The sequence below is a fragment of the Candidatus Omnitrophota bacterium genome (assembly GCA_028707125.1).
Lineage (GTDB): Bacteria > Omnitrophota > Gorgyraeia > Gygaellales > JAQTUX01 > JAQTUX01.
The window spans coordinates 1-20,918 of record JAQTUX010000001.1; the positions used below are offsets into that span (position 1 = coordinate 1).

Genomic DNA, 20,918 nt, shown 5'->3' on the forward strand with positions numbered 1-20,918 from the left:
CTTACGCAGGTAGGCCTTGAACTACATAGGCGCGGGCTAAAAACTCTAAACGGCAAGGAATGGCGCAGGCAGGTTATCTCAAGGATCTTAAAGAATCCCTTCTATAAGGGCTACATCCAGTACAGCGGAGAGTATCATAAAGGCACTCATCCTCCAATTGTAGAAGAGTGGCTATGGGAAAGGGCCAACAAGATATTAAACGCAAGACTCCCCGGCCACAACTTTGTGCAGAAGGAAAGATTCTACGAATACCTACTTGCAGGGATCATCAGATGCGGCGATTGTGGCAGCCATATGGTCTGCAATTTCTCGGGCGGCCGCGGCCGGAGAAAGTTCTTTTATTATGAATGCAGCCGCGCTAAGCAAGCCCTGGGATGCAAGGCTGCGCGCATCTCCGCAACCACTTTTGACAAAGCCATAATCGATTATTTCAGGCGGGCATCCAAGGACAAAAGCATTATTATAAAAGCCCTTGGCGACGCAATGCTCGAGTCGCAGGCAAAGCTTGAAAAGATAGAGGCAGACCTTAAAGAAAAGGAAACCAGGCTAAACGGGTTCCGGCACCAGGCAAATAAGCTGCTGGAATTAGCCCTGGGTAATGCCGTCACCAAAGGCTCCACCTATAAAGACAAGATGAATGACCTGGAAGCCGAGATCGCAAAACTTGAAGACGAGATAGACAAGCTGCAGGCCCAGAAGCGAGTTGCCAGCATAAACGCCTGCTCCGGTGAGCTCGTATACCGAACCATGGGCTTTGCCATACAACACCTCGAAGATGCCTCTCCGGAAACCCAGAAAAGCCTCATACAAGCCCTGATCAAGGATATCTACGTGTATAGCGACCGGCTGGTAATCAATATGTATGTTGACGAACCTCTTGAAGGCATCCTCCCTACCGAAATAGCCTCTATAAACGAAAAGCGCCCTACAGAAGCCTGTAAGGCGCTTGCATCCACTGTATCGCTACCCGAAGTTTCGGATAGTTGTCAACAATGGCTGCCCCGCATGGACTCGAACCATGATAGTCAGATCCAGAATCTGAAGTCCTACCGATTAGACGACAGGGCAAAAACCTACCAGTAATTTTCCTGGAACCACTTGTCTGCCTTATTAAGCGCCTTTACCACGGCAGTTCCGTCGCTGACAGCGCCTTCCACTGTCCCGCCTACTGTGGTGGCTACGCCGGTAGCAAACCCTCCCAGGGTGCGGCAGCCGGACAACAAAAGAACAGCGCAAACGACAGAAATACAGATCAATACGCGGGTCATCTTTTCCCCTCCCATCTCTCTATCCAATACTGCAGACGCTTAAGCGTCTTTTCCCTGCCTAAAAGGGCTATGGTCTCAAACAGGCCCGGCCCTACTGTTTTTCCGGTCAGGGCAAGCCGGACAGGATGCACCAGCGCCCCCGCCTGTATGTTCAATTCTGCCACAAGCGCTCTAAATGCCTGCTCTATTGCCGCGTCGGTGAAATTATCCAGCCCTGCAAAGCGCTGGCAAAGCAAAGAAAACTCTTTTGATAGACCACTGCTAAGGTATTTCTCTACGCCCTCTTTATTAAAGTCGATTTTATCCGTAAAGAAGTAGTCCGCCCAATCAAGGAAATCGGGCAGGACATCCATACGCGGTTGAAATAATTTTACTAAAAAAGCCAGTTGTTTTCTATCAAAATCTGCTTCTTTTATAAACCCCTTCTCGATCAACAGGGGGATAATAAACTCCGTAAGCTTTTCCGGGTCCTCTTTCTTAATATATTGGCTGTTTATCCACTTTAGTTTATTGATGTCAAACGCGGCCGCTGTCTTATTGGCGTTTTTCAGAGAGAAGCTTTTTATCGCGTCCTTTATGCCTATGACCTCCTGATTATTTCTGGGAGACCAGCCGAGGAGTAAAAGGTAATTAACGATACCGGCGGGCAGATAGCCCATCTTCCTGTAATCACTGATAGCGGTAGCGCCCGTGCGCTTGGAAAGCCGGCCCCCTTCCATTCCCAGTATGAGCGGCAGATGAGCGAATTTAGGCAGCTTGAAACCTGATGCCTCATACAGCACTATCTGTTTCGGCGTGTTGGAAATATGGTCATCCCCCCGGATTATATGCGTAATATTCATAAGCGCGTCGTCTATAACGCAGGCGAAATTGTATGTGGGGCTGCCGTCTGATTTTATCAGCACCTGGTCTTTTATCAATGAGGCGTCAAATTCGATCTCGCCCCTGATAACGTCGTACATCTTGATGGGCTGCGGCTGGAGCTTAAATATTATCGCCTCACCGTCTTTGTATGCCTTGCCTTCCTTTAGCAGCTTTTCAGCGTATTCCCTGTAGATATTGAACCTCTGGCTCTGATAGTAGATCTCATCCCAGTCCATACCCATCCACTTTAAGCTGTTCAGTATCTCATCAAGATATTCCTTTTTTGAACGCTGGGTATCGGTGTCTTCTATCCTCAATATGAACTTGCCGCCTCTTGACTTGGCGAAGACCCAGTTAAAAAGGGCTGTCCTTGCCCCGCCTATATGGAGGTAGCCTGTCGGCGACGGGGCAAATCTTACCCTGACTTCCGGCTGAATATTTTCGTTCATCCTAAAGACATCCCTTTTCTCAAGGCCTTCTCATTTATCTCTATCAAATCTTCTCTGCCCTTTGGGGCAAGTTCTTTAAATGTCTTAAGCACCGAATCAAGAGAGACCGCCTTGTTTTTTGCCAGATACGCCCCGAGGGCGACCATATTAGCCACCTTGACGTTACCCATATCCGCGGCAATGGCTGTAAAAGGTAATTTTACCACATTGATGTGCTTTTCGGCAACGGATCGATCGACAAGCGTGCTGTTTATAATGATCGTCCCGCCGCGAGAGACCCTCTGTTTGAACTTTGCGAACGACGGCTGGTTAAATACAAACACCGCGTCTGCCGACTCAAACAAGGGAGAGGAGATCGGATCGTCGGAGATCGTCACCAGGCAATGGGCTGTTCCGCCGCGGACCTCCGCGCCGTAAGAAGGGAACCAGCTGACCCTTCTGCCTTCATTCATTGCCGCGATGGCGATGACCTTACCCAGAAGCATTATCCCCTGTCCGCCGAAACCGGCAATTATTATGCGTTCAGTCATATTATATTCCCCACACGTAAGTGTGGGGTCCACCCCTATTTTATCCTTCCTAACGGAAACTCCTTCGTCATTACCTCGTCTATCCATTTCAAAGCCTCAGCCGGAGACATTCCCCAATAAGTAGGGCAAGGCGAAAGCAGCTCAACCAGCGAAAACCCCACGCCGTCAATCTGGTTCTGAAATGCCTGCTTTATTGCCTTCTTCGCCTTTATTATGTTGGACGGCGAAGATAAGCCGACCCTCTCTATATATTTTACCGGCTCAAGCACTGCCAGCATTTCGCTTATCTTCAAGGGATAGCCGCTTGTCCTAACATCCCTGCCCTGGGGGGTAGTCGCGGTCTTCTGCCCGGCGATGGTCGTGGGCGCCATCTGGCCGCCGGTCATTCCGTAAATCGCGTTATTCATAAAGATCACGGTGATGTTCTCTCCCCTGTTTGCCGCGTGAATTGTTTCGGCTGTGCCTATGGCTGCCAGGTCTCCGTCGCCTTGATAAGTAAACACTATATTTTGCGGCCTTACCCTTTTTATGCCGGTGGCCACTGCCAGCGCCCTTCCGTGCGCTGCCTCTGAACAGTCAAAATCCCAATAATCGTAAGCAATCACGGCGCAGCCAACGGGCGCCACGCCTATTATTTTCTCTCTTATGCCCAATTCATCTACAACTTCAGCGATCAGCTTATGCGCCATCCCGTGCCCGCATCCGGGGCAGTAGTGAGTGGTGACGCCGCGTAATGACTTAGGATGAGAATATATTTTTGTCATACAATATCTTTCACTTTGTTTATGATCTGCTCCTGGGTGGGTATCCCTCCCCCGGAGCGCCCAAGGAACTCAACCTTTGCCTTCCCATTCACAGCCAGCCGCACGTCCTCTACCATTTGCCCGTAAGACATCTCTGTCACTAAATACCTTGCCCTCTTCGCTGGCCTGAAAGCCTCAACCGGAAAAGGCCAGAGCGTTATAGGACGGATAAGGCCCGCTTTTATCTTATCCTTCCTTAACTGTTTAACCGCCTCTTCGGCGATACGCGCCATTGTGCCGTAGGCGACCAGTATAATACGGGCATCATCAACGTATTTCTCCTCCCACCTGGTTTCTTTGCCTTCTATCTTTTTATATTTTCCCTGCAGTCCTAAATTAAATTTCTCCAGATCTCCTTCCTTCATATAAAAAGACCTCGCGATATTCGGCTTCCTGCCCTTACATCCGGTCAATGCCCAGGGCTTCTCGACATTTTTCACTTTGCGCTTTTTGCTTTTTGCTTCCAACGGCTCCATCATCTGCCCGATTATCCCGTCTCCCAGTATCATGACCGGCATGCGGTAGATGTCCGCCAGATCAAATGCCAGCGTTGTCAGGTCAAACGCCTCCTGGACAGAATATGGGGCCAGCACTATAAGCCGGTAGTCGCCGTGCCCGCCGCCTTTTGTGGCCTGAAAGTAATCCGACTGCGCGGGCGCTATGTTGCCCAGGCCCGGCCCTCCGCGCATTATATTGACGATCACCGCGGGCAATTGCGCTCCGGCAAGATATGATATGCCCTCCTGCTTCAAGCTTATGCCGGGACTGGAAGATGAAGTCATGGCGCGCTCACCCGCCGCTGAAGCGCCGAAGACCATATTTATCGCGGAAATCTCCGATTCTGATTGGATAAAAATGCCGCCTGTTTCCGTAATCCGCTTCGCCATATAGGCGGTAAGTTCATTCTGCGGAGTGATCGGGTAGCCGGCATAAAACCCGCAGCCCGCCTGGACAGCCGCCTCGCCGATCGCCTCGTTACCGGAAATCAGTATCTTATTCATCTTTATCGATCTCAATGCAGGCATCGGGACAGATCAACACGCAAGATCTACAGCCGGTACAATTACCGCCGCCAAATACGGCGTGTCTGACCCCCATCTTATTTAATGCCTTTGACAATTTAAGCGACTTGGCCGGGCAAAACACCACGCACAGGCCGCAGCCCTTGCATTTCTCCCGGTCTATCCTGACGTTGAATTTCACAGGTACCGCCTTATCTGTTCTGTTATGCCGGCCTTGTCCAGTTTAAAGCCGGCAAGCAATTCTTCTCTGCCGGCATGAGCGATAAATTCACAAGGCAGGCCGATATTCCTGACCGCGCATTCTGACTGCCCTCCTATTGCCCGCGCGAGGCGCGCGCCGAATCCGCCTTCGGCAATTCCCTCTTCAATAGTAAATACCTTTGCCGCGCCCTTTATTTGCCCTGCGTAAAATTCCGCGTTGATCGGCTTGGCAAAACGCGCGTTGATCACCTTAACGCTTACGCCCGAGCTCTCCAGATCAAGCGCTGCTTCATATGAAACAGCGGCCATGCTGCCCAACGCTATGATGACGACATCTCTGCCCTGCTTGACAACCTCGGGCATGCCTAACTTGATCTCTTTTTCTTCTAAAGCATATCGCGTTGCCGGTGCCGCGCTCTTAGGATACCTTATCGCCACGGGGTGACCGAAACCCACCGCGAACTCAAGCATCGCTTCCAGTTCCGCGGCGTCCTTCGGCGCCATAACCGCCATACCGGGCACGCTGCTAAGATAAGAGATGTCAAATATGCCTTGATGCGTCACTCCATCGCCTCCTACAATACCCGCCCTGTCCAGCGCGAACACAATACTTAGATCCTGCAAAGCCGCGTCCATGATCAACTGGTCAAACGCCCTCTGTAAAAACGTGGAATATACCGCCACAACCGGGATCAGGCCCTTCTTAGCCAACCCGGCGGCAAAACATACGGCGTGCTCCTCGGCAATGCCTACGTCAAAAAACCTTTTGGGGTATTTATCCCTGAAACGGTCAAGGCCGGTGCCCTCGGGCATTGCCGCTGTAATGGCGACTATCCTGTTGTTACGGCCGGCGATATCAATGAGTTTCCCGCTGAATACTTCCGTGTAATTCGGCAGGCCGCTTTTCTTGGCCGGCTCTCCCGTAGCAATATCAAAAGGCGGGGCGCTATGGAAATTGACCGGCTTATCTTCCGCCGGCTTAAACCCCTTTCCCTTCTTGGTAATAACATGGAAAACTATCGGCCCTTTCAAATTCAGGATATTTTTGAACGCGGGTATGAGCGTATTAAGATCGTGGCCGTCAAAAGGGCCGAAGTACCTGAAGCCCATTTCTTCAAAAAACGCGCCCGGTATGAATATGCCCTTTATCCCTTCTTCCAGCTTATCGGCAAGTTTAAGCAGGCGCCTGCCCCCTTTTACCCTGTTCTTCAGGAAATCCTCAAGGGAATCCCTGAAGCGGTTATACAACGGCAAGGAGATTATTTTATTCAGGTAAACGCTTAAGGCGCCGACGTTGGGGGCGATGCTCAATTCATTAGTATTAAGCACGACAATTATGTCTTTACCAAGATGGCCCGCGTTGTTCAGACCTTCAAAGCACGGACCTCCGCTTAAAGAGCCGTCGCCGATAACAGCGACCGCCTTGGCAGGCGCGCCGTCGCCCTTGATATCCCTGCCGCAGACAACTCCCAAGGCAAGCGAGATCGCCGTAGAGGAATGCCCGGTGGTAAAGGCGTCGAATTCGGATTCATTCCTGCAGGGAAAACCGCTTAAGCCGCCCTTTTGCCTGAGTGTGTCAAATCTTTTGTTCCTTCCCGTAAGGATCTTGTGAGGATAGGACTGATGGCCTACGTCCCATATTATGATATCATCCGGGGTGTTAAGACAATAATGCAGGGCGATAGCCAATTCCACCGCTCCTAAACTTGAAGCAAGGTGGCCTCCCCGCCTGGATACCACCTCTATTATCCGGCGGCGGATCTCCTGCGCCAATTCAGGAAGGTCCTTAAGCGGAAGCTTCCTTAGTTCTTGTGGCGAATTGATCTTTTCCAGCAACATCTTGCCTATTTAGCCTCTTCTTCTTCGTAATCGTCTTCTATCTTTTCGGCCGTCAGTTTCCCTTCTTTCTTTATCAGCATCTCCGCCTTCTTCTGAGCCGACTCAAGCATCTTGGAGCATTCCCTGGCAAGGCGCACGCCCTCCTCATACTTCTTAAGCGACTCATCCAGCGTGAGTTTACCGTCCTCCAATTCCGCCACTATCTTTTCAAGTTTTTTGAATGATGCCTCAAATATGTCTTTTTCAGCCATTGCTATTGATCTCCTCCACTCTACTTACCAGCGACCCCTTACCCAAAAGCGTCTTGACCTGTTCGCCCCTGCTTACCTGCGCCGCGTCTTTTATTATACCGCCGTCCGCGTTCAGGCTCAAACTATAACCCCTGGAAAGTATTGCCGTGGGATTAAGCGTTGAAAGCTTCCCTGAAAAAAGCTTAAGCCGCTCTCTCGCCATATCCAGGCGGTGCCCTATCTTCAAACGTATGTTTGATATTATATTATCGAGTTCCTGCTGGTATTCCAGGATCTTATCCAGAGGGTGCCTCAACGCCCTGCTTGAGGCAAGTTCCGCGAGCCTGTGCTTCAAAGAATATATTCTCTCATTCAGGGCGGAGCTAAGCCGCAGCATATTGTTATGTATCTCTTTGAGCAGCTGGTTCTTTCTGTTAACTATGAACTTTGCCGCCGCGGACGGGGTTTCCGCGCGCAGGTCTGAAACAAAATCGGCTATAGTCCAATCGATCTCATGGCCTACGGCGGAGATCACGGGTATTCTGGAAGCGGCGATCGAGCGCGCCACCGCCTCTTCGTTGAACGCCCAGAGATCCTCTAAGCCGCCGCCGCCTCTGCCTACTATCAATACATCCACATTCTTATATTGGTTAAATTCTTCTATGGCGCTGACAATGTCGGCCTTTGCCCCGTCGCCCTGCACTATCGTGGGGCGGATGATCACGCGAAGGAACGGCGCCTCTCTTTTGAGGATCTGCATGATGTCCCTTATGGCGGCGCCGGTGCCTGAAGTGATTATGCCTACGGAAAAAGGCATAAGCGGAATCGGCTTCTTGCGGGACTCCTCAAACAGCCCTTCCTGATAGAGCTTTTTCTTTAACTGTTCAAAGGCAAGCTGCAGCGCGCCTATGCCTTTGGGTTCGGCCTTGTTTATGATAACCTGGTACTGCCCGCGTTTTTCGTAGACGCTCACCCTGCCGAAACAGACGACCTTTATGCCGTCCTCAAGCTTGAATTTCATCCCATCGGCGGCATTACGGAAGATCACCGCCTGAATAACGGAATTCTCATCCTTAAGCGTAAAGTACATATGGCCTGAAGAGTGGTGCGTAAAATTGGAGACCTCGCCTTCTACCCAGACCTCAAGAAACGTATTCTCAATTATTATCTTGATGTCCCGCGTTAACTCCGTTACCGTGTATATATGCGCCTTATCCTTCGTCTGCGTCATTCATATGCTCCTTGACAATACCCTCGATCCGCGCCTTATCGGCCCCGCTCAAACCTGTAAACTCAATGCCTGTGTCAAACTGCTCTGACTTTAAGGGCCTGGCCGATGTCTTCTTGATGACCCACATTATTTTCCCCTCGCATTTTATCGGTGTCAGGCCGTTATTTATGAATATCTCGAGCGAAACCTCGGTAAAACGCTCAAAGCCCTTCTCCAGGATAACGCAGACGCCTCCCACGCCTATGTTCTCCGTCTTCGTATTGAACGGCGCCCCCTGCTGCTGCGTTACTACGATCTTGCAGGGATAATTGACACGGGGAAACTCGCGTTTATCTACGCCTTGCCACATTATGCCACCTCCGTCTATAATTTTTCCTGGACGCGTTTTATGCTTCGCGCCTTGCCTGTATTTTCGTCTATATCGATCAGGACTCCGTGAAGCTGAATATTGCCTTCCGCCACATTCAAATGCACGGGCATTGCCGTAAGGAACCTCTCCAGCACGTCCTCAACCCGCCTTCCCAGCACGGAATCAAACGGGCCGCACATACCTGCGTCGCTGATATAGGCCTCTCCCTTGGGCAATATGGTCTCGTCGGCGGTCTGGACATGCGTATGCGTGCCTACAACCGCGCTCGCCATCCCGTCTAGAAAGTAACCCATGGCGATCTTCTCTGAGGTGGCCTCGGCATGGATGTCCACTACGATCATATTTGTTTCTTTGGACGCGGCCGCGACTAATTCTCTGGCCGCGGCAAAGGGGCAGTCAAGGGCGGGCATGAACACCCTGCCGGCGATGTTGATCACAGCGACCTTTTTGCCGCCGCCGGCATCAAAAATGCCCATTCCGGCTCCCGGCGCGCCTTTAGGAAAATTTGCCGGCCTGAGCAGCCGCCTTTCCATATTGAACGCCTCTAACGATTCTTTCCTGCGGAAGATATGGTCTCCGCCGGTCAATACGTCAATGCCGCAAGAGAGCAACTCCGCAATGGTTTTAGGTGTCACGCCGGATCCGCCAGAAGCGTTTTCGGTATTGGCGATAACAAAATCAATGCCGCGACTCTCCTTTAGCCGTGGCAAAATCTCTTTGACCGCTTTTCTGCCCGGCGAACCAACGATATCTCCTATAAAGAGTATATTCATCTTCCTCTACTACAGGCTTACGCCTGTAGAATAGTCATTCCCCACACGTAAGTGTGGGGTCTACTTCGCGTACTCGATCGCCCTTATTTCGCGTATCACGGTCACCTTGATCTGCCCGGGATATTCCATGCCCTCTTCCACCTTCTTGCGTATATCGCGCGCCATGGTAACCGCGTCGGCGTCGGAGATCTTATCCGGCTGCACGATGATCCTGACTTCCCTTCCCGCCTGTATGGCGTAGGACTTTTCCACTCCTTTAAACGCGTTTGCTATTGTCTCAAGCTGCTCAAGGCGCTTGATGTATGTCTCCAGCGTCTCTCGCCTTGCTCCGGGGCGCGCCGCGCTTATGGCATCGGCGGCGGCAGCCAGGACCGCGTAGATACTCTTGGGCTCTACCTCCTCATGATGCGACTCAATAGCGTGTATTACCTCCTGCGACTCGCCGTATTTCCTGGCTAATCTCCCTCCTATGCCGGCGTGGGTGCCTTCTACCTGATGGTCAACCGCCTTGCCGATATCATGCAGCAGGCCGATGCGCCGCGCCAGGCGGAAATCAGCGCCTAATTCCGAAGCCATAACGCCAAGCAGATAAGCCACTTCTTTTGAATGCTGCAAGGCGTTCTGCCCGAAACTGGTGCGGTATTTGAGGCGGCCAAGGAGTTTCACGAGTTCCGGATGAAAGCCGTGCAGGCCCAGTTCAAAAAGCACCTTCTCTCCCTCCTCGCGTATCCTCTCTTCTATTTCCTTCTTCGTCTTCTCCACTACCTCTTCGATCCTGCCCGGGTGGATCCTTCCGTCGGCGATAAGCCGCTCAAGCGAAACGCGGGCTATCTCCCTTCTTACCGTATCAAACCCGGAGAGGGTAACCGCTTCGGGCGTATCGTCTATTATAACGTCTACGCCGGTGGCCATCTCCAGCGCCCGTATGTTGCGGCCTTCCCTGCCTATGACCCTTCCCTTCATCTCGTCGCTGGGCAGGTTTACCACGCTTACGGTCGACTCTGCCGTATGCTCGGCGGCGCAGCGCTGTATCGCCAGGCTTATTATCTCCTGCGCCTTCTTATCTGAGATACCGCGGACCTCGTCCTCCGCCCTTCTTATGATCGCGGCCTTCTCATTGCCTATTTCCTCATCCATGCGCCTGAGCAGCACCTGTTTTGCTTCTTCCGCTGAGAGCGAAGAGATCTTCTGCAGGCGTTCCTTTTCCTCTGCCACGAGGGAGGTAAGCTGGCCCTCCTTTGCCTTCAGGCCATCCTCCATCCTCCTTATGTTATCGTGCCTCGCGTCTATCTCTTTCTCTTTTTTCTCAAGCAGGCCTACCCTGCGCTCCAGGTTCTCTTCTTTCTGGGAGAGCCGTTTTTCCATCTGCGCGAGCTCTTCCTTGCGGGCCTTTGTCTCGTTCTCAAAGTCCTGCCTCATGCGGAAGAGGAGGTCCTTTGCCTCGATCTCAACCTCGCGCTTTCTGTTCTGCGCCTCCTTCCTGGCCGACTCAATTATCTGCTTTGACTGCATCTGCGCTTCCTTGAGCTGCTTTTCCGTGATCATTTTCCTTAGAAAATAACCCAGGCAGGCAGAGATAACCGCCACTACCAATGAAATTATTATGGTCAACATTTATAAACCTCCATTAAATAACTATGTGTCTTTGATTAAGCGAAGATGACTCTGTCTACGGGCACATCCAGGCTTTTCAGGTGGGGGATACTTTTATGGAGTTGGAAAGAAAAAGCGAGGCCTATCTTGCAGGCCTTAGGAGGAAGCCCCTTAAGGAAACGGTCGTAGAACCCCATGCCTCTGCCCAGGCGCATTCCCCGCTCGTCGAACGCCAGCCCCGGAACAACTACCAGGTCTATCAGTTCCTCGGGGATCTCTCTGGGGCGCGCGGGTTCCTTTACACAATAAAGACCGTTCTTTAATCTCTCGTTCAAGCCCATCAATACGGGGCGTAGTGTATTCCTCTTGTTATCGCAAACAGGCACTGCCACTATCTTGCCTGCCTTCCCTGCCTCTTTGATCATCTCAGAAGTATCCACCTCTCCGTCAAAGGTCACGTAGAACATTACCACCTTTGCCTTCTTAAACAAAACCGAATTAAGCAGCCTTGACTTAATAACCCTGCTTTTCTTCTTTCGTTCTTCCTCCTTCTGATTGGAAAGTTTTTTAAGCATCTCTTTTCTAAGACGCGCTTTCTCTTGGCTTACCTTCATTTCTCTTTCTGTAGTCTTCGATCGCGGACCTTAAGGCCTCTTCGGCTAATACAGAGCAGTGCATCTTGACCTTGGGCAGGCCGCCCAACGCCTCTGCCACCGCCTTATTGGAGATCAGCAGCGCGTCCTCTATTGTCTTGCCTTTGACCATATCCGTTACCATGGAGCTGGTGGCTATGGCCGCGCCGCAGCCAAAGGTCTTGAACTTCGCCTCAACTATAACGCCGTCTTTCACCTTGATATACAACCTCATCACGTCCCCGCAGATAGGATTCCCCACGTTCCCCACGCCGTCGGCGTCGGGGATCTCTCCCACATTATGCGGGTCGGTGAAATGCTTCATTACTAAGTCCGAATATTGCCCTTCCGCCATAATTCAGCCCTTCATAAGCGTCAACGCCCGCGGCCTGTTGGAAAGCGAATAGTCCCTGGCAGGCTGCCTTGCCTTCATCAAATCCAGTTTTTTCTTTTTATCAAGTTCCTTGTATATCAACACCCAGGCGCAGTCCCTTTCCCTGTCTAATTCGCATTTGCCCTCGTCAACTCCGCCGCAGGGGCCGTTTAAGAGCCCTTTAGAACAGCGCGTAACAGGGCAGATGCCGCCTGTTATATCCAATACGCATTCGCTGCAGGCCGAGCAATACTCCTGAAAGTCATTCTTCGCGTCTACGGCGGCGATAAATTTCGTATCGCATCCGGGCAGGTAATCCTTGCCCAGCCGGTCGTTCTCCTTTGCCGACTGAACGCCCAGGCCGCAGGCGGCCACCAGCACGGCATCGGAGCCGCTTATCTCTTTTCTGTTTTTGGCAAAGACCGTCTTTATCTGCGAGGCGATGCAGGGCGCGTCGGGAATGGCCATGCCTGTTACCTGTTTGCCGAACGACTCCAATTTCTGTTTCAACTCAAGCAGCTCTTTTTCTCCGCCGGTCTTACAAGTCGTGGCGCATTCGCCGCAGCCGATAAGAAACACGCGTCCGCGATCCCGCAGCATTTCCTTTATCTTATCATCGCTCTTTCGCGTTGTTACTATCATCTTTGATCCTTTTCTCCAGCTCTTCCAGCCGCTTCTTTATCTTCGCCTCAAACCCTATATCCGTAGGCAGATAATACCTTTTTTTATCGGGCACATACTCCTGTTTTACGTAGTGCCCCTCATAACTGTGCGCGTACTTGTAACCCTCGCCGTGCCCAAGCTTTTCCGCCCCGGGATACGAGGCGTCTTTAAGGTGTTGAGGTACTTCTTTAAGGGCGTTCTTTTCTACGTCTGATAAGGCGGATTCTATGCCCATATAGGCGGCATTTGATTTTGGGGCGCAGGCAACATATACGGCTGCCTGTGCCAAAGGTATGCGCGCCTCGGGCAGCCCTACGAATTCGGCGATCTGCAGCGCCGCCGCCGCGACAACGAGCGCCTGCGGGTCGGCGCAGCCCACGTCTTCACTGGCGCAGATACATATCCTTCTGGCGATAAAACGCGGGTCCTCTCCGGCATAAAGCATCTTTGCCAGCCAGTATAAGGCCGCGTCAGGGTCGGAGCCGCGCATTGATTTTATGAACGCCGATGCCGTATCATAGTGGCCGTCTTCCGCGTTATCGTAGAGAACGACCTTCTTCTGGATGGACTCCTCGGCATTCGCCAGCGTGAAATTTACGCGGCCGGCCTTGTCCTTTTTCGTGGTCAAGGCACCGATCTCCAAGGCGTTGAGCGCGCGCCTGGCGTCCCCATCAGATACCCTTGCCAAAAAGTCAATGGCCCGTGTTTCGGCCTTAAATTTCAGAGAGCCAAAACCCCTTTCCTTATCAGTAATTGCGTTATTTAGTATAGCGGAAATCTCCTCCTTAGTCAAAGGTTTTAACTCGAACACAAGAGAGCGGGAAAGCAGCGCTGAAACGATGGAGAAAAACGGGTTATGCACCGTTGCCCCGATAAGTATTATATTACCGTCTTCCACATCCGGCATAAGCACATCCTGCTGGAGCTTGTTAAAACGGTGTATCTCGTCAATGAAAAGCACGGTCCTTTTAGGGGCGCTGCCAAGGCGCGCCTTGGCGCGGGCGATTATCTTCCTGAGGTCATCAACCCCTGAGGTAGTGGCGTTAATTGAAACAAAGTCGCTTTTTGTGGCATTGCTTATGCAGTAGGCGAGGCTGGTCTTGCCTACCCCGGGAGGGCCGTAAAGTATGATAGACACCAGCCGATCCGCCTCTATGGCGCGGCGCAGCAGCTTGTCCTTGCCCAGTATGTGGGACTGCCCCGCGAATTCATCCAGCGACCTCGGCCGCATGCGCACTGAAAGGGGCTGCTTCCTGGATATCTTGGGGGCCTGTTCGAGGAATAAGTCGAATGTGTCGGAAGGCATGATGTTTATCCCCGTCTCGTAAGATGTGCCAAAATTTTCTTCGATAATTTTGGCACACTCGGCGGGATTAATTCGCACAGCGGCTTACGTCACTATAGTTCCGTAAGCCGCGTGCTCATTAAAAATCCCCGCACTGTGCCGTCGGGATGGAAGCGTTGAACCTGATCGTTTCAGGTGGGCGCTCTCTCAACAAACCCTCGGGCCTGCTGAAGTCTAAGCACCCTTTATGTTGGTGTTGGCTCAACTATTTTCCGCATCCCGGCGAACACGGCAGGGATTTATTTACTCTCCTTTAATGTATCGCCATAGTAAGTATACCACATTCTAAGCAGAAATTCAATGCCCACGCCTATTTTACCGTCCCGCGGCCGAGCGGTCAAGAGAATAAATCGCCTCCCGTCTTCGCGGCCATTGGCAGGTTTATTGTGAACAGGGTGCCCTGGCCGTATTCGCTTGAAACCCCTATCCGTCCCTTATGGGCGGCTATTATCTTCTGTATCGCGAATAACCCCAGGCCGCTGCCTTTCTGCGTGGTCGCCTTGGTGGTATAAAAAGGCAAAAAGATGTGTTTCTTCCTCTCTTCGTCCATCCCTATGCCGTTATCTTGTATCTGGATCGTTATATATTGATCCGACTTGAACATCCTTATGATTATCTTCCCTTTGTAATCGTTAAAACCCTTCAATTCATTCCTGGCTATGGCGCCCTGCTTTACCTTAAGCGCGTCCATCGCGTTATCTATAAGATTGAAGAGCGCGTCCTGAAATAAGGCGGGGTCGCCTTCGATCCGAGGAAGGCCGTTTTCTATATGCTTCTCTATGGTCTCAACTGTTACGACGGCCCTGATCCTGGCCATCTCAACGGCGCGTTCGATCGCCTCCCTCGGATCGAATTCCCCCGCCTGCTTCAACTGCCGCGGCTGGGAGAAATCCAGGAAGTCGTTGATGATCTTTCCGCCGTGTTTGGCGTTATCCTGAATGCGGTTCAGGGCATACGATATGTCTTCAAATATCTTCTTTAATTCGCTTTTGGTAGACCTTTCAAAGTTGGTGAGCTTTATCGTGTCTATCGTATCCGATGTCGCCAGCATTATGGCGTGAAAGCGGTTATTGATCTGATGGCTCATCCCGCTGGCCATAACGCCCATTGAACGCATACGCTCGGCGGCGAACAACTGCGCCTGGCTCCTCTGCGATTCTTCTATAAACTCGGTATTCTCAATTGCCAAAGCCGTCTGATTGGCAAGCATGCCGAAAACCGTAATATCGTCCTGCGTGTAGATGGCCCCCGATGCCTTGGGCCCCAACACAAGAAAACCAAGAGATTTGTTCTTTACGAAAGAAGGGACAATAAGCCCGCACCTGATGTTGAATTTACCGTCCATGTCTCTGTCTATCTCCTCGGCAAACAGGGGCCGGCGCCTGACCTGAAGGTATTTGATCAAAGGCGCCTCAAGCGGCAGTTCCCGCGGGAAATCGGGGAAAAACCCTTTGACCGTATAGGGGTATTTCTGAATAAACCGCCCTTCCTCTTCCTCTGCCAGGTATATGCAGGCAAAGTCCACCTTTACCGCCCTGGCAACCTTGTAAACAATTACTTTAAGCAGGCGCTCTAAATCCTTTATCAGGGTCATCGTGGCGGACAGCCGCCTGAGAACTTCCTGATAGCGGTGCTGTTCTCTAAAGATAACTCCTTCCGCGTGGCGGCGAAAGCAAGTATAAACGAAGGGGCCGAGGGTGGCAAGAAACAACGTTACCCAGGCCGCCTGTTTCCATAAACCGTATCTATAACCCAGCAAAAAAGGGATGCCAAGGACTAAAATATAGACAAACAGGAATATGCCGGCACGGGTAACAGCAATCCTGATATCCATAAGTTGATGGCGGAATATAGCGTAAGACGTTATTATAATATAAATACTGGCTAAAATGTTTCCATAAGGCAATATTGGGATATCATACCAAAGCGGATAATTAGTCGCGCCGCCGCCCCATCCAATGGCGGTTGCCAATAAGAGATATTTTAGTTGATTCCGTTTAAACCCGGTGGCTGTCTTATAGGATTTTACTATTAGAGCTACGCCGTATAAAACAATCGATATCCAGATGGCGAAAAATGGATGAAATAATATGCCGGCGTTCGGCCAAAATCGGAAAACAGTTTTTTCTTCCACGCCGGGGATAAAATACGGAGAAAAACATGCCGCCAGAGAAACAACGGCAAACATATAAGCAAGCTTGATAACCCTCCTTTTCTCGAGGGAAATCCCTATCAGCTCCAATATATAATGCAAATAAAATACAGGAATAAATAGTGCCCCTGCCATTAAACCGCGGCAATACATAAGCGCCCTTAATTCATTGTCGGCAATTTGCCAGGCAAAATAGAAATAACTCCAGACGCTTATGCTGAAGCAAAATAAAGCGTAGGCGATCCTCAGGGTATCTTTTAGCGTTTTTATGCGGCTCAAAATAAAAAGCCCCAGAACAGTGCTGGTTATGCCGTTGATCAATCCGCTTAAAGCGAAGAAACTCATATCAAATTATTCATTTTTATTCAATGCGATTATGTATTGCATTATCCCCTGTTGTTCATACCGGATATCAAGATCGCTTTCTTCAAATCCCGCGCTAATGAATATCCTCTTGAATTCCTCCTCGTCGCGATAAACAAGATCCCAATCTCCTCCCCATTCCATAAAATGCACGGATGGATTGCTGTATTTATCCCTCACATTCGCGATAACCATATTCCCTTTGGGTAAAAGAAACCTCTTGAGGCCCCGGACTACATATACAGCGGTCCTTTCGCTAAAGTAATCAAAAAGCCCCGCGGAATAAATAAGGTCGTATTTCCCGCGAACATCTTTATCTTTCCTGGCGGTTATCCTTAAGGCATTCTCCCTGAGAAAATTAACATTGGTAAATCCGCTTAAGGCATCCCTCGCGAAATGTATGGCATTGATATCATTGTCATAGCAATCGAATATCGCTTTCTTGCACAATCCCTCATTTGAAAACAGGATCTCTCTCAATTCACGGCACGGCCCGGAGGCAAGATCCATAATCCGCAGCTTACAATCCTGCCGTCTTTTAATAAAATCGATGATCAGCCGCTTAAAATCCTCCTTTCGGTTTCTTACCGCTACCGATATGGCCGACATTTGAAAATAGTTATCAAATAGGCGATCAAATCCGGTTGTGGCGGGATTATTCTCATAGATATCTTCTATGATCTTGAAATCTCCGGTATAGCCAAAAGGTTTCCTGATGCTCCAATCGCAATAAACCCCTCTTGCGAATATCTGCCTGAATCTCTTAATAAACAACCGCTTAAGCTTGTAAACTTTATCTTCATTTCCCGCGGCCAGATTGGATCTTTCAAAATTCATGATATCCCGGAAAACCTTGTTGATCTCCGAGTTGAACTCGCTCTGAAACCTGCCCCATTCATTGGGGCGCAGGGATAGATACGACTCGATCTCCCGCGCCCTCTTTTTATAGAGCTTAACGCTTGCCCTGAACGGCATCTCTATTTCCGATCTCAAAACAAGGCTCATTTCTCTAACCCTAACCCCAGGTTAACGGCGTCAAAAAAACTATCCAGGTCAAACGGCTTATGCAGGAAAGCGATACAACCCAGTTTTCCCGCTTCGCCCTCTGTCTTTTTATCCGTGAAACCCGTGATAAAAATAACCGGGGGGGATATTCTTTCCCCGCCCCTTCAACGTATCCCTGATCTGGCTGACCGTATCAACGCCGCTCTGCCCCGGCATACGGATATCGGAAATGATCAGGTCAAAATCGCTTTCTTCGGCAAGAATGAGGGCGTCGTCGTACCTCTTAGCGATCAGGACCTCCAGGCCGCTTTTCTCAAGCAATTTACAAAACGTCTTCGTGATCAGTTCCTCGTCATCGATCACCAGGATTTTCTTTCGCATCCGCGGGCCCTCCTTACCCTGTTCCTGCGGATATTATATCACCTTACTGGTAAGGTGTAAATAATATTTGTTTATGTTAGAGTAATAATATGGAAAGAGACATCAAGGCGAGTTATTCTCAGCGGCTGCGGTCGTTAAGAAAGCAATACGGCTACACCCAGCAGGAGCTTGCCGAGAAGGCAGACATAGAATATAAGCACATCCAGCGCCTGGAAAGCAAGAGGCCCTGCGACGTAAAACTCTCCACGCTGGAAAAGATAGCCAGGGCATTCAATATCTCCCTTCCTGAATTACTGGATTTTTAACCGCCCCCGCCCCTTCAGAGCATTCCCTTATCCGCGAAACTGAAATAAGCGTCCTTACCTATTATTATGTGGTCAAGCACCATGATCTGAAGCGCGGCGCCTGATTGCGCCAACCCCGACGTAAACTTCTTGTCTTCGCTGCTGGGATTGACATGGCCTGAGGGGTGGTTATGCACGCAGATGATCGCCGCCGCGTAATGCTGCAGCGCCTTATGAAAAACCTCCCTTATCAGGGGCCGCACGTTATTCACGGTGCCTTCCGCTATCTCCACAATGTCGGTTATACGGCTCTGCGAATTAAGGAATACGGCCTTGACCACCTCTTTTTTCAGGCTTCCCATGCGCGGCGTTAAAATATCCGCTATGTCTTTTGAAGACCTGATCTTAAGGCTGCTTCTGTCCGCCCCCTGCTCCTTAAACCTTCTGCCTATTTCGATCGCGGCTTTGATCCGCGCGATTTTGGCGGCACCCAGCCCTTTAAATTCCTTCCAGCGGGAAAAATCAACGTCGGCCATATCGCGGAATACGCCGAATTGCTTCAGGATCGCTCTTGCCAGGTCTATCGCGCTCTTCCCCTTCACCCCTGAGCCCAAAATGACGGCCAAAAGCTCTGTGTCGGTCAGTTTGTGTTCGCCGTAGCGCAAAAGCCGTTCCCGCGGCCGGTCGTCCTCAGGCCACGAGTTAATCCCCTGTTCAGCCATTTTTACCCTCTACTATATAGACGTAAAAAGCGGCGTTTTACTTGCAAAAAAGTTTAAGAAAAATAGGCGTGGGGAATCCCTGATAGACAGGAGTTAAATATGAGGAGGGCTGATATCAGCAGCTCGCATGTCGCGGCTACGATGCCACAGAGGGCGGGGATCATAAAACTGAAGGCAAGAAGCAGGAATCCCGAGGCAACAACGATACTCAAATAAGGCACGACAACCATATTGGCAAAAATGGCTATGGGCGAGACAATGCCGAAATAATGCCAAACCGGCAGGGCAGTGCCCAGCCAGGCAGCCAGGGATACGCAAAACGCGAGTATTGGAAACTTCACTATCCTCTTCTTCAATAACACCTCCGGAAATAGCCGGCGTATCCTGGGAGACAGCCAGACAATGGAAAGCACGCTTATAAACGAGAGTTGAAACCCTATGTCAAATAACTGGTTAGGATTTATAAGCAGTATGATAAACGCGGCGATGGCAAGGGAATTATAAATATTCACCTCCCGCTCCAGCACATAACCCAAAAGCATAACCTCCGCCATCAGCGTTGCCCTGACAACCGAAACCCTGGCACCGGTAAGCAGGCAATAAAATGCCAGCAGGGACATCGTGATAATGAAACGCGGCTTTCTGGATATCCTAAGGGACTTAAGCAGCGATAAAAAGATGAAAGCGGCTATCCCTGTATGCAGGCCCGATACCGCGAGTATGTGGACTGTGCCGGTCCTCATAAACAACTCATTGACCTGCCGCGGCGGCGCCCTTCTTTCGCCAAGCAGCATCGCGCTGTACAGATTGGCTGAGACCGGAGAAAGATAATCGTTCAATATAGCGATCAGCCTGTTTTTCAAAGATACGGCTGCCTGCTTTATAATGCTGCCCCGGTTATGTGAAATCACTTTGATCCCCGATCCCGTATTAACAGTCGCTATTGAATATATGCCATTCCGCCTCAGATACGCCCGGTAATCAAACCTTCCGTCACCGAAGTTATACGGCCAGTCGATCTTGCCTGTTATTGAGACCTCGTCGCCAAAACGCGCGTTCATATCGGCGGGCATCCTTACCAGAGCCTTGCCTGCGACAGCAAATTCCCTGCTATTGAATATAATCCTTTTAGCATCCAACACAAAGGCCTGCCTTTTATTGCCGATCTCGCGCGGCTCTTCCGCGACTATGCCTACTATATCTATGGCTTCGGTAACGTAATTAAAATTGCTGACGTGATTATGGGGCAGGACTTTTGTGTTGGCGTAAAGCAGCGCGCCCAGGAAGAAAAACAGCGCCTGCGCCGGAACGGCTGAATATGCCCGGCGCCTGAAGAACACGAAATTAGCGGCTAAGGCGGCGGCTGTCAATATTAAGAACGCGGATAGAGGAAGGGGAAAAAAATGCGCGGCAAGAATACCGGCGATCAAAGAAACGGTTATGCCGATCAAGGGATACTTCATTCCATTACGATAAGATCCTTGAACCTCGCGTACTTACCGGGCCCTACGCCTTTTACCTTTCTGATGTCCTCCTCAAAGAAAAACGGCCCCTGCGATTTACGGTATTCGATTATCCTTTCTGCCAACGCCGGCCCTATGCCGGGCAAGGATATCAGCTGCTCCCTGGTGGCAATATTTATGTTTATCTTTTCCCGCGCGCGCTGTGTCCGCGACTCTGGCGGCTTTGAGAAGATCACGCCGCGGGGGATTTCAGGAGAGAGGCCCTTTACAAAAATACTTATCAGCAGCCCCGTCAAGATCACGGCGCCGATAAATAATAAAATTCCCCGTTCCTGGCGGGTAAGATTCAGCATATCTGGTAA

Annotated in this window: 23 protein-coding genes, 1 tRNA gene and 1 other RNA gene; 1 reads left to right on the forward strand and 24 read right to left on the reverse strand. The window is 50.7% G+C overall.

Annotation, left to right across the window (positions count from 1 at the left end; translation table 11 throughout):
• Window positions 1–993: 993 nt before the first annotated feature.
• The 21 genes from PHR44_00005 to PHR44_00105 all read right to left on the reverse strand — a co-directional run bounded on the left by PHR44_00005 (window position 994) and on the right by PHR44_00105 (window position 18,087).
• A tRNA-Gln gene (locus PHR44_00005) sits at window positions 994–1,068 on the reverse strand.
• A 5-nt stretch (window positions 1,069–1,073) separates the two neighbouring features.
• The gene (locus tag PHR44_00010; protein MDD4909059.1) at window positions 1,074–1,268 is read right to left on the reverse strand and encodes a hypothetical protein; all 195 of its coding nucleotides are present in this window, start codon (window positions 1,266–1,268) and stop codon (window positions 1,074–1,076) included.
• Window positions 1,265–2,581 carry a glutamate--tRNA ligase gene (gltX, locus tag PHR44_00015; GenBank protein ID MDD4909060.1) on the reverse strand — a complete coding sequence of 439 codons (1,317 nt, stop codon included), beginning with the start codon at window positions 2,579–2,581 and terminating at the stop codon, window positions 1,265–1,267. Before gltX ends, PHR44_00010 begins: the two co-directional genes overlap by 4 nt.
• A complete protein-coding gene (locus PHR44_00020; protein ID MDD4909061.1) occupies window positions 2,578–3,111 on the reverse strand; it encodes a 2-oxoacid:acceptor oxidoreductase family protein in 534 nt (177 codons plus the stop codon). The genes gltX and PHR44_00020 overlap by 4 nt, the downstream gene beginning before the upstream one ends.
• A gap of 35 nt (window positions 3,112–3,146) precedes the next feature.
• Window positions 3,147–3,875, reverse strand: coding sequence for a thiamine pyrophosphate-dependent enzyme (locus tag PHR44_00025; GenBank protein ID MDD4909062.1), 729 nt, complete (start codon window positions 3,873–3,875; stop codon window positions 3,147–3,149).
• Window positions 3,872–4,915 carry a 3-methyl-2-oxobutanoate dehydrogenase subunit VorB gene (locus tag PHR44_00030; GenBank protein MDD4909063.1) on the reverse strand — a complete coding sequence of 348 codons (1,044 nt, stop codon included), beginning with the start codon at window positions 4,913–4,915 and terminating at the stop codon, window positions 3,872–3,874. The genes PHR44_00025 and PHR44_00030 overlap by 4 nt, the downstream gene beginning before the upstream one ends.
• Entirely contained in the window at window positions 4,908–5,117 is a 210-nt protein-coding gene (locus PHR44_00035) for a 4Fe-4S dicluster domain-containing protein (GenBank protein MDD4909064.1), read from the reverse strand. Before PHR44_00035 ends, PHR44_00030 begins: the two co-directional genes overlap by 8 nt.
• Window positions 5,114–6,976, reverse strand: coding sequence for a 1-deoxy-D-xylulose-5-phosphate synthase (gene dxs, locus PHR44_00040; GenBank protein MDD4909065.1), 1,863 nt, complete (start codon window positions 6,974–6,976; stop codon window positions 5,114–5,116). The genes PHR44_00035 and dxs overlap by 4 nt, the downstream gene beginning before the upstream one ends.
• Window positions 6,977–6,981: 5 nt before the next feature.
• Window positions 6,982–7,227 (reverse strand): exodeoxyribonuclease VII small subunit, encoded by a 246-nt coding sequence (gene xseB, locus PHR44_00045; protein ID MDD4909066.1) that lies wholly within the window; start codon window positions 7,225–7,227, stop codon window positions 6,982–6,984.
• Complete coding sequence (gene xseA / locus PHR44_00050) at window positions 7,220–8,437, reverse strand: exodeoxyribonuclease VII large subunit (GenBank protein ID MDD4909067.1); 1,218 nt, start codon at window positions 8,435–8,437, stop codon at window positions 7,220–7,222. The genes xseB and xseA overlap by 8 nt, the downstream gene beginning before the upstream one ends.
• Entirely contained in the window at window positions 8,418–8,786 is a 369-nt protein-coding gene (locus PHR44_00055; protein ID MDD4909068.1) for a PilZ domain-containing protein, read from the reverse strand. The genes xseA and PHR44_00055 overlap by 20 nt, the downstream gene beginning before the upstream one ends.
• Window positions 8,787–8,800: 14 nt before the next feature.
• Window positions 8,801–9,580: a TIGR00282 family metallophosphoesterase gene (locus PHR44_00060; protein ID MDD4909069.1), complete on the reverse strand. Its 780-nt coding sequence runs from the start codon at window positions 9,578–9,580 to the stop codon at window positions 8,801–8,803.
• Window positions 9,581–9,640: 60 nt separating this feature from the next.
• Window positions 9,641–11,194, reverse strand: a complete 1,554-nt coding sequence (gene rny, locus PHR44_00065; protein MDD4909070.1) for a ribonuclease Y — start codon at window positions 11,192–11,194, stop codon at window positions 9,641–9,643.
• A gap of 35 nt (window positions 11,195–11,229) precedes the next feature.
• The gene (locus tag PHR44_00070; GenBank protein MDD4909071.1) at window positions 11,230–11,787 is read right to left on the reverse strand and encodes a 5-formyltetrahydrofolate cyclo-ligase; all 558 of its coding nucleotides are present in this window, start codon (window positions 11,785–11,787) and stop codon (window positions 11,230–11,232) included.
• A complete protein-coding gene (gene nifU / locus PHR44_00075) occupies window positions 11,756–12,160 on the reverse strand; it encodes a Fe-S cluster assembly scaffold protein NifU (GenBank protein ID MDD4909072.1) in 405 nt (134 codons plus the stop codon). Before nifU ends, PHR44_00070 begins: the two co-directional genes overlap by 32 nt.
• 3 nt (window positions 12,161–12,163) lie before the next feature.
• Window positions 12,164–12,820 carry a methylenetetrahydrofolate reductase C-terminal domain-containing protein gene (locus PHR44_00080; protein ID MDD4909073.1) on the reverse strand — a complete coding sequence of 219 codons (657 nt, stop codon included), beginning with the start codon at window positions 12,818–12,820 and terminating at the stop codon, window positions 12,164–12,166.
• Complete coding sequence (locus PHR44_00085; protein ID MDD4909074.1) at window positions 12,792–14,147, reverse strand: replication-associated recombination protein A; 1,356 nt, start codon at window positions 14,145–14,147, stop codon at window positions 12,792–12,794. Before PHR44_00085 ends, PHR44_00080 begins: the two co-directional genes overlap by 29 nt.
• Before the next feature lie 121 nt (window positions 14,148–14,268).
• Window positions 14,269–14,427, reverse strand: a non-coding RNA gene (ssrS, locus tag PHR44_00090) — 6S RNA.
• A 96-nt stretch (window positions 14,428–14,523) separates the two neighbouring features.
• A complete protein-coding gene (locus PHR44_00095) occupies window positions 14,524–16,683 on the reverse strand; it encodes an ATP-binding protein (GenBank protein ID MDD4909075.1) in 2,160 nt (719 codons plus the stop codon).
• A 6-nt stretch (window positions 16,684–16,689) separates the two neighbouring features.
• Window positions 16,690–17,706 (reverse strand): class I SAM-dependent methyltransferase, encoded by a 1,017-nt coding sequence (locus tag PHR44_00100; protein ID MDD4909076.1) that lies wholly within the window; start codon window positions 17,704–17,706, stop codon window positions 16,690–16,692.
• A gap of 108 nt (window positions 17,707–17,814) precedes the next feature.
• Entirely contained in the window at window positions 17,815–18,087 is a 273-nt protein-coding gene (locus tag PHR44_00105) for a response regulator (GenBank protein ID MDD4909077.1), read from the reverse strand.
• 89 nt (window positions 18,088–18,176) lie between these two features.
• On the opposite strand from PHR44_00105, the gene PHR44_00110 reads away from it, so the two are divergent.
• A complete protein-coding gene (locus PHR44_00110) occupies window positions 18,177–18,392 on the forward strand; it encodes a helix-turn-helix transcriptional regulator (GenBank protein ID MDD4909078.1) in 216 nt (71 codons plus the stop codon).
• 14 nt (window positions 18,393–18,406) lie between these two features.
• Here the strand turns inward: PHR44_00110 and radC are convergent, their stop codons facing one another.
• Genes radC through PHR44_00125 form a run of 3 tightly spaced genes read right to left on the reverse strand, consistent with a single transcriptional unit; the run spans window position 18,407 to window position 20,909 of the window.
• Window positions 18,407–19,093: a DNA repair protein RadC gene (gene radC / locus PHR44_00115; protein MDD4909079.1), complete on the reverse strand. Its 687-nt coding sequence runs from the start codon at window positions 19,091–19,093 to the stop codon at window positions 18,407–18,409.
• 53 nt (window positions 19,094–19,146) lie between these two features.
• The gene (locus PHR44_00120; protein ID MDD4909080.1) at window positions 19,147–20,556 is read right to left on the reverse strand and encodes a ComEC/Rec2 family competence protein; all 1,410 of its coding nucleotides are present in this window, start codon (window positions 20,554–20,556) and stop codon (window positions 19,147–19,149) included.
• A complete protein-coding gene (locus PHR44_00125; GenBank protein MDD4909081.1) occupies window positions 20,553–20,909 on the reverse strand; it encodes a ComEA family DNA-binding protein in 357 nt (118 codons plus the stop codon). Before PHR44_00125 ends, PHR44_00120 begins: the two co-directional genes overlap by 4 nt.
• Window positions 20,910–20,918: the final 9 nt, after the last annotated feature.

What these genes read in the sequence shown, in the direction of transcription:
- PHR44_00105 (MDD4909077.1), bottom strand. Translation starts at nt 18,087, where the DNA reads ATGCGAAAGAAAATCCTGGTGATCGATGACGAGGAACTGATCACGAAG.
- PHR44_00085 (MDD4909074.1), bottom strand. Translation starts at nt 14,147, where the DNA reads ATGCCTTCCGACACATTCGACTTATTCCTCGAACAGGCCCCCAAGATA.
- xseA (MDD4909067.1), bottom strand. Translation starts at nt 8,437, where the DNA reads ATGACGCAGACGAAGGATAAGGCGCATATATACACGGTAACGGAGTTA.
- PHR44_00125 (MDD4909081.1), bottom strand. Translation starts at nt 20,909, where the DNA reads ATGCTGAATCTTACCCGCCAGGAACGGGGAATTTTATTATTTATCGGC.
- xseB (MDD4909066.1), bottom strand. Translation starts at nt 7,227, where the DNA reads ATGGCTGAAAAAGACATATTTGAGGCATCATTCAAAAAACTTGAAAAG.
- PHR44_00010 (MDD4909059.1), bottom strand. Translation starts at nt 1,268, where the DNA reads ATGACCCGCGTATTGATCTGTATTTCTGTCGTTTGCGCTGTTCTTTTG.
- PHR44_00020 (MDD4909061.1), bottom strand. Translation starts at nt 3,111, where the DNA reads ATGACTGAACGCATAATAATTGCCGGTTTCGGCGGACAGGGGATAATG.
- PHR44_00100 (MDD4909076.1), bottom strand. Translation starts at nt 17,706, where the DNA reads ATGAGCCTTGTTTTGAGATCGGAAATAGAGATGCCGTTCAGGGCAAGC.
- PHR44_00120 (MDD4909080.1), bottom strand. Translation starts at nt 20,556, where the DNA reads ATGAAGTATCCCTTGATCGGCATAACCGTTTCTTTGATCGCCGGTATT.
- PHR44_00080 (MDD4909073.1), bottom strand. Translation starts at nt 12,820, where the DNA reads ATGATAGTAACAACGCGAAAGAGCGATGATAAGATAAAGGAAATGCTG.
- nifU (MDD4909072.1), bottom strand. Translation starts at nt 12,160, where the DNA reads ATGGCGGAAGGGCAATATTCGGACTTAGTAATGAAGCATTTCACCGAC.
- PHR44_00055 (MDD4909068.1), bottom strand. Translation starts at nt 8,786, where the DNA reads ATGTGGCAAGGCGTAGATAAACGCGAGTTTCCCCGTGTCAATTATCCC.
- rny (MDD4909070.1), bottom strand. Translation starts at nt 11,194, where the DNA reads ATGTTGACCATAATAATTTCATTGGTAGTGGCGGTTATCTCTGCCTGC.
- PHR44_00110 (MDD4909078.1), top strand. Translation starts at nt 18,177, where the DNA reads ATGGAAAGAGACATCAAGGCGAGTTATTCTCAGCGGCTGCGGTCGTTA.
- dxs (MDD4909065.1), bottom strand. Translation starts at nt 6,976, where the DNA reads ATGTTGCTGGAAAAGATCAATTCGCCACAAGAACTAAGGAAGCTTCCG.
- gltX (MDD4909060.1), bottom strand. Translation starts at nt 2,581, where the DNA reads ATGAACGAAAATATTCAGCCGGAAGTCAGGGTAAGATTTGCCCCGTCG.
- PHR44_00095 (MDD4909075.1), bottom strand. Translation starts at nt 16,683, where the DNA reads ATGAGTTTCTTCGCTTTAAGCGGATTGATCAACGGCATAACCAGCACT.
- PHR44_00060 (MDD4909069.1), bottom strand. Translation starts at nt 9,580, where the DNA reads ATGAATATACTCTTTATAGGAGATATCGTTGGTTCGCCGGGCAGAAAA.
- PHR44_00025 (MDD4909062.1), bottom strand. Translation starts at nt 3,875, where the DNA reads ATGACAAAAATATATTCTCATCCTAAGTCATTACGCGGCGTCACCACT.
- PHR44_00030 (MDD4909063.1), bottom strand. Translation starts at nt 4,915, where the DNA reads ATGAATAAGATACTGATTTCCGGTAACGAGGCGATCGGCGAGGCGGCT.
- PHR44_00070 (MDD4909071.1), bottom strand. Translation starts at nt 11,787, where the DNA reads ATGAAGGTAAGCCAAGAGAAAGCGCGTCTTAGAAAAGAGATGCTTAAA.
- radC (MDD4909079.1), bottom strand. Translation starts at nt 19,093, where the DNA reads ATGGCTGAACAGGGGATTAACTCGTGGCCTGAGGACGACCGGCCGCGG.